This window comes from Calidithermus roseus (assembly GCF_003574095.1).
Taxonomy (GTDB): Bacteria; Deinococcota; Deinococci; order Deinococcales; family Thermaceae; genus Calidithermus; species Calidithermus roseus.
In genome coordinates, this window is the sequence record NZ_QWLA01000120.1 from 1 (window position 1) to 5,995 (window position 5,995).

6 protein-coding genes and 1 pseudogene are annotated in these 5,995 nt (G+C 64.2%); 5 read left to right on the forward strand and 2 right to left on the reverse strand.

All coding sequences use genetic code 11. The annotated features are described in order from the left end of the window. Together Mrose_RS17615 and Mrose_RS17620 are read left to right on the forward strand one after the other, a co-directional pair. Positions 1 to 308 (forward strand): N-acetylmuramoyl-L-alanine amidase family protein (locus tag Mrose_RS17615; RefSeq protein ID WP_147371719.1); only part of this gene is annotated, 308 nt, incomplete at its 5' end. 68 nt (positions 309 to 376) lie between these two features. Beyond that, on the forward strand, positions 377 to 706 hold the full coding sequence (locus Mrose_RS17620; protein WP_119280495.1) for a metal-sulfur cluster assembly factor: 330 nt from the start codon (positions 377 to 379) through the stop codon (positions 704 to 706). Here Mrose_RS17620 and Mrose_RS17625 read toward each other — a convergent pair. Further along, on the reverse strand, positions 696 to 1,112 hold the full coding sequence (locus Mrose_RS17625) for a DUF3197 domain-containing protein (protein WP_119280496.1): 417 nt from the start codon (positions 1,110 to 1,112) through the stop codon (positions 696 to 698). The two genes, Mrose_RS17620 and Mrose_RS17625, sit on opposite strands and share 11 nt — an antisense overlap. 253 nt (positions 1,113 to 1,365) lie before the next feature. Continuing rightward, on the reverse strand, positions 1,366 to 2,157 hold the full coding sequence (locus Mrose_RS17635; protein WP_119280498.1) for a class I SAM-dependent methyltransferase: 792 nt from the start codon (positions 2,155 to 2,157) through the stop codon (positions 1,366 to 1,368). A gap of 286 nt (positions 2,158 to 2,443) precedes the next feature. Here Mrose_RS17635 and Mrose_RS17640 point away from each other — a divergent pair, with 286 nt between their 5' ends. The 3 genes and pseudogenes from Mrose_RS17640 to Mrose_RS17650 all read left to right on the forward strand — a co-directional run. Continuing rightward, positions 2,444 to 3,142 (forward strand): hypothetical protein, encoded by a 699-nt coding sequence (locus tag Mrose_RS17640; RefSeq protein ID WP_119280500.1) that lies wholly within the window; start codon positions 2,444 to 2,446, stop codon positions 3,140 to 3,142. 10 nt (positions 3,143 to 3,152) lie between these two features. Continuing rightward, on the forward strand, positions 3,153 to 5,489 hold the full coding sequence (locus Mrose_RS17645) for a S8 family serine peptidase (RefSeq protein ID WP_119280502.1): 2,337 nt from the start codon (positions 3,153 to 3,155) through the stop codon (positions 5,487 to 5,489). A gap of 80 nt (positions 5,490 to 5,569) precedes the next feature. After that, positions 5,570 to 5,995, forward strand: a pseudogene (locus Mrose_RS17650) (PASTA domain-containing protein); the annotation flags it as partial.

Consider the following 5,995-nt stretch of genomic DNA (forward strand, 5'->3'; position numbering starts at 1 on the left):
CGCTTCCCCTGCCGGCCTCACCCCTCTCCCTGAGCCAGAGCCGCCGGGCCGAGCTTTCGCGTAGCCTGGGAATAAAGCTCATGGGCTACCTGCTTTCCAGCACCACCGCTTCCAACCGGGGCCTGCGCACCTCCGACTTCTTCGTCAACAAGCACGCTCCTGTGCCCTCGGTATTGGTGGAGATGGGTTACGTCACGCACCCCATCGAGGGGCTTAACCTGCGCAACCCGCGCTACCTCGATCGCATCGCCTACGGTATCGCCCGTGGGGTGCTGGAGTACCTCGAGCACGACTACCCCACCCAGTAAGCCTTGCTTCTTTTCGAGGGTGAAAAGTCCCCCTATTGCTCCGGAAGGGGCTGGCTATACTGAGCGGCATGAGCGAAGCGGTGCTACCCACCCAGGAGCAGGTGCTCGAGGCTTTGAAGGTGGTCAAAGACCCCGAGATCCCCGTCAACATCGTGGATCTGGGGCTGGTCTACGACGTCGAGGTCAGGGAGGATGGGGTCGTGGATATCACCATGACCCTCACCGCCATCGGTTGCCCGGCCCAGGACATCGTCAAGGCCGACGCCGAGATCGCGGTGATGAAGTTCCCCGGCGTCCACACGGTCAACGTGGACTTCGTCTGGAGCCCACCTTGGACCCCGGCCCGCATGACCGAAGACGGCAAGCGCCAGATGCGCATGTTCGGTTTTAACGTCTGAATCTGGCTTGGTCGAGGTAGAGCGCGGGGTCGGTGGGGTTGGCCGCGGCTACCAGGCGTTTGTAGACCTCCTCAGGGTCTTCGAGGAAGAGCGCCGAGTACTCCGAGGGCGGCAGGACCGCCTCGTAGAAGTGGGTGACGCCTTTTTCCCGCAGCCACTGCACCAGCGTGGCCAGGGCTTCCTCGCCCGGCTTCCCGAAAGCCGGGCCGAAGGCGTCGAGGCTGAGCACCGGGGCCTTGAGCCCCCCTCGGGCGAAAACGGCGTAGCGGGCCTGGTTGCGTTGGTCCTGCCAGTCGGTGACCAGCGTCACCACCAGGCGGTTGAAGGAAGCGCTGCGGAGGGCTTGCTGGAGGTCCTCGAGGGTTTCCCTGGGGGCTGCGCGCAGACCGACTACGTTGAGTTCCATAACCGCCGTCAGTCTACCAGCCCATGCGCCTGCGCAACTCGGTGACGTGGGCGACGTGGTGGCTGCCGTGCTAGGCGTACAGACCCAGGGCTCGAGCCAGGGTGGTCGGCCCCGACTCGGGATGGACGAAGCTTCGCTGCCCGCAGGCGGGTTGGAGTCTGAGCGAGGGCCTCGAGCCAGCCCTCGCGGATTTCGGGCGTGATGAGGGAGGGAGCCTGGAAGCGGCCAATGGGATAGCGGGGATCGTTTTCCATCACACCATCCTGCTCGTGCGCACGATGAACTTCCAGTGGGTGGGATACTCGAGGTCGGGGTCGGGGTAGGTATCCATGACCCACTGCTCCAGCTGTGTCACCGAGGGGCGGAAGATCTCCTCGGGAATGCTCTGGGTGAAGGAGTAGAGTCGGTCCTTGATGATCTCCAGGCTGGCCCTGGGGCTGCGCGGCTCGATCCACTCGGCTATGGGCCTGGCTTTGGGCTCGAGCCCCAACCGCTTGAGGGCGTGCTCGACCTCTCCCAGGCGCCGCTGGTGGCGGCCCCGCTCGAGGGAGTAGCCCAGCCGCCCTAGAATCTCGCCCCACTTCTGCTGGATGCGCCAATCCTCGCTCTCGCCCTCCGACTGGTCCCAGCCCTCGAACAAAAAGCCCCCAGGCTTGAGCACCCGCAGCGCCTCGCGCAGCGCCAGCTCCCAGTCGTCGAGCAGGTGCCAGAAGTGCACCACGATCACCGCGTGCATGCTCTCGCGCTCGAAGGGCAACTCGCGCGCGTCACCCTCGACCAGGCGGGCCTTGCGGGCCACGCCGGCTACCTTGTTTTTGAGCACCTCGAGCATGGCCGGGTTGATGTCCAGCGCCGTGTAGCGGTAGCCCCGCGCGATGATGGGCACCGCGATGCGACCCGTGCCCGCGCCGATCTCGAGGAAGTGCGGCTCGCGGAATACCCGCTCCACGGGAGTGGTGATGGCCGTGGCGATACGCCCGGAGACTTCGGGCGGGTGGTACCGCGTGCGGTCGTAGGCGTGGGCGACCCGGCTGATAGGGGTCATGCTCTGGGCGTTATGATAACAAGATTAACGCTTACTTCCAAGCAATACCAGTTGTAGTTGCTTGGGGCTCGAGCCTCAATTGGGGCAGGGGGTCGAGGTATAAAAGCTCACACCTTTTCCGAACCCTGGATAAGCCTTCAGTAGGCAAGTCTGCTGCTTTAGGGAAAGCTTTGCTTGAGGCAAGATCATTCTTGACTTGATTAAAGACTAGAAGTAGGATGGCTTTGCTAAGAACAATTCAAGGGGGTGATTGAGAGGGGATAAGCCGCAAGATCACCGAATTAAGTTGTCGGGCATTGCCTTTGCGGCGGCCCCGGCGGGGGGCAACCTCTACGTCGAGCTCTTCTGGAAGAACCTGACCGACTCCTCCAAAGCCCCCAACGACGTCCCCTTCGGTTGCAAGGTCTATCGTAGCTTTGACGGCCATAACTTCATCCACATCCGCACCCTGCCCGCGCCCTGTACCTTCTACCGCGACAGCAGCGCAGACCTCGAGGTAGGTAAGAAAACCTACTACCGCGTCACTACCTTCTTGGGCGACCAGGAGAGCCCGCCCTCCAACGTAGTTTCCACCACTCCACTACCTCCTTGGGACGTACGGCTCACTGCTCCTGCCGATGATGCGCAGAACGTGAGTAACGCTCCCACCTTCACCTGGACCAAGACGGCCTCCGTGGGAGCTCACCAGTACTACGCTGGGGCGCTGTGGGACACCCTCACCGGACAGATGGCCCTTTTCACCAATCCGGCCCAGCTCACCTTGGTGGACCAAACCAGTTGGACCTGGAACCAGGACGGGGCTTACACCGGAACGCAGTGGGAAACCCTGCAAAAGGGCCGCAGCTACGAGTGGCAGATCATCCTGGCCTACGCCCTGGACGACCCCCTCAACCCCACTGCGGTCTCAGTAGCGGCGGATGGGTTGGGCTTCTGGACGCTGGGCGTAGAGTCCACCGACTTCTTCACCTTCACCACCGCACCCTAGGAGGAGCCTCATGAAAATGCGCGTGAGCTTTTATCTGGCGCTGGGGCTTGGCCTCCTTCTCGCGGCCTGTACCCAGCAGCCTTCGCAGGTCAGGGAACCGGTCAAGATCCAGGCGGTGCCTATCACTGCCGAGCACGTGCCCAACCAGATCGTGGTGGGTTACTTCGAGGAAAGCGACCTCGAGGCGGTCCTCCAGGCCTTGGGGGGCGGCAGGGTTAAGGCTAAACTTCCCCAACTCAGGGCGGCTTTGCTCGAGTTGCCCACAGGGCTGGATGCCTCGCACGCCCTGGGCAAACTTGCAGGGAAAGGGCAGCTCAGGCTGCGTTACGCCCAGCCTAACTACACGCACCCTCACCCCGAACCTGTGCAGAAGCTGGGCAGCCAGGCCCTCAACGATCCGCTCGAGGCGGCCAAGTGGGATCACCAGGTCATGCAGGCCCAGGCTGGCTGGGACACTGTAGTAGATGCTGCTGCCGCCCCCAATGACAAACCAACCGGCAACGGCGTGGTCATCGCCATCGTGGACACCGGGATCGACGGCACCCACCCCGACCTCTCCGGCCAGGCCTGGACGACCCTGCCGGTACCGGCTGGGGCCAAGATGGTCCGGGGCATCAACGCCTGGACCATAGCGGGTAACCCCGGCTGCTCCAGCACGCCCGCCATCATCCCCCCCAACTTCGACGCTACCAACGGTATCGACATCCACGGTACCCACGTGGCGGGAATTGCCGCGGCCAGGGGCAACAACGGGCAGGGCCTGGCCGGCGTGGCCTACGGGGCCAAGCTGATGGACCTCAAGGTCTTCTGCGGGGGTTCCACCGACGACTTCACGCTGGCGGTGGCGGTGGTCGCGGCCATCTACGACCTTGACGGTGACGGCGTCACCCCCGACGTGATGAACATGAGTCTGGGCGGCAAGGGCTACGGCCAGGTCTTCAAGGACGCCATCGACGCCGCCACCTCGGGCTACGCCATGGACGGCCTCTTAGGCTTCTTCCCGACGGTAGCACTCCCTTGCTATGACGGCCCGGACTGCACGGCTGCTGGTGACGACGGCATCCCCGACCGCACGGTGACCATCGTCGCGGCCATGGGCAACAGCGGCCAGGACGAGCTCTCCTACCCGGCGGGCTATCCCGGTATCATCGCCATCGGAGCCACCGATGGCCAGGACCAGAAGGCTTCTTTCTCTACCATGGGCGGCCACATCAGCGTGGGTGCACCAGGGGTGGACATCCTCTCGACCTGGCCTACCTGGGACCTCAAGGCTAATGGCCAGCCCTACCTCTACTACCGTATCTCCGGCACCAGCATGGCCACGCCTCAGGTGGCTGGTGCGGCGGCGCTGGTCAAGCAGTTCTTCCCCGGCTACTCGGCCTACCAGGTACGGCGTATCCTCGAGACCGCCACCGACGACATCGGCCCGGCGGGCTTCGACCGGGGAACGGGTTATGGCCGCATCAACCTCAAGAAGCTCGCGGACAAGCTGGCCGCCATCAAAGCCGGGACCGACACCACCGACTACCGCGGTGGCGCGGCTCGCGTGGACGTGGCTACCCTCAACAAATTCGACTCCAATGGTGATGGGGTGGTGGATGCAAGCGACGTAGCCTTCCCCCTCAACGTCGTAGACGTGCAGCTTTTGCAGGGCGGGGTGGTGAAGTACCAGGCCAAGACCAACTACTACTGCCTGAACTTTGCCTGCCCCGTAGGTGACGTCCGGGGCGCTGCCTTCTTCAACCAGATCGCCCCTGGCACCTACGACGTGCTGGTGGCCGGGCAGGACATCACCGATTCCGCCGGGTTCGCCTTCTGGCCGCAGGAGCGGGTTTCCAAGCCGCTGGCCACGGGGGTGCTGACGGTAGCCCAAGGTGACTCGGTGGCCTCGCCTGCCACCCACAGCGCCACGCTCAACTCCACCATGATCGTCAGGCTCACCTGGACCGGCGGCGGCGACCTCGACCTGGCGGTACGCGAGTTCAACCCCGCTACCGGCTTCGAGTGGCGCGCGGTCAAGGCTTACGCCCCTGACGGGGTAGTAGCGGGTGGGCTGTGGGGTACCTTCAGCGCCGACAGCCTCGACGGCTCCGCCCCCGAGACCTACACCCTCAACGCCACCCACTACCCCACGCCGGCGTCCAACTACTACCTCATCAGCATCAACGCCCGGAACGCCACGGTGGGCACCACGGCCTACCTCGAGATCACCCTCAACGGCGTGACCAAGACCTCTGGGCCCATCCCCATCACGCCTGGAAGCGGGGTCGCTGCTAACTTCTCCAAGATCTTCGCCTACATCTCCGCAGCCAACCTGGGCTTCGACAACATCGTGACCATCTACTGAAAGCCACAGCGCCTCCCCCCGGACTTACCGAGTCCGGGGGTTTTCCTCCGCTTCTCATCGCGGAGGGTATAATCGCGCTGATGCCGGTGTTGGACGGTAAATACCAGGTGCTGGAGGAACTCTGGCAGGACGGCTTCATCAAGGCCTTCAAAGTCGCCCTCCAGGGGCGGCAGGGGAAGCTTTACTGGTTCGACGTGCACACCCCCGAAGCCCGTGCCGTCTTCGCGGGCTACCGTAACGCCCTGCGCCGCCTGGAGGAGCGCCAGGCCCTTCCCGAGGGACTGGAGATCTCCAATAAGCCGGGCCGTTACTACGCCTTCTGGCCTGAAGGCAGCCGCCATCCCCTGCGCAGGGCCAGGCTCAAGCCCATTCAGGAAGCCCTCGAGCCCTTCGGCTATGGCCCCGCCGACTTCGAACTCACCGAGCAGGAGGGCCGCCCGGTGGTGCTGGACCTGCGGCCCCGCAACGTGCTGGCCACCCCTTCAGCCCCTAGCTCACCCCAAACC